General features: G+C 51.6%; 1 protein-coding gene. It reads left to right on the top strand.

The features are described 5' to 3' along the window. Window positions 1-212: 212 nt before the first annotated feature. Window positions 213-808: MobQ family relaxase (mobQ, locus tag DW826_RS18810; protein ID WP_242994156.1), on the top strand; the 596-nt coding region annotated here is incomplete at its 3' end.

Here is an 808-nt window from a genome sequence, read left to right as displayed (position 1 = left end):
TTTAAAGCGGAAGATGATTTGCCAAAATAAATTCAAGTTTGTCAGCTTCACATCGGGTCAACTTGCCCCGAACTTTTACAATTAAATACCCGCCGCCCACATAGCGGCACACCGAGCAGGAAATCTGAAAAAGGTCTCCTGCTTTTTTTCTGCCCAAAATGGGGTGGTAAAACGCCACCCCATCCACCAATTACTGAAAGGAGGGACACGAAATGCCCTGTCCACACAATGAAATCACGATTGTGCAGCGCAGCCAGCGGCAGTCTGCGGTTGCCGCCGCTGCTTACCAGAGTGGCGAAAAGCTGTTCTGTGAATATGACCAGCAAGTGAAGCACTACCCGGAAAAGCGTGGTATCGTCCACAATGAAATCCTGCTCCCACCTAATGCCCCACAGGAATATGCAGACCGCAATACTTTGTGGAACGCCGCCGAAGCGGTGGAAAAACAATGGAACTCCCAGCTTGCAAGGCGGTGGGTGCTTACCATCCCCAGAGAGATACCGCCCGACCAGTATGCTGTCCTTGTCCGGGAGTTTTGTGAACAGCAATTTGTTTCCACCAAAGGCATGATTGCTGACTTTGCCATCCATGCCCCCCATCCGCCGGGACACAATCCCCACGCCCATGTCCTGCTGACTATGAGGGCAATGGACGAACATGGGAAATGGCTTCCCAAGAGCCGCAAGGTTTATGACCTTGACGAGAATGGGGAACGGATAAAGCTGCCATCTGGCAGGTGGAAAAGCCACAAGGAGGATACGGTGGACTGGAACGACCAGAAATATTGTGAAATCTGGCGGCATGAATG

Source organism: Clostridium sp. AM34-11AC, assembly GCF_003435375.1.
GTDB lineage: Bacteria > Bacillota > Clostridia > Lachnospirales > Lachnospiraceae > Pilosibacter > Pilosibacter fragilis.
This window is presented reverse-complemented; position numbering and strand designations above follow the sequence as displayed.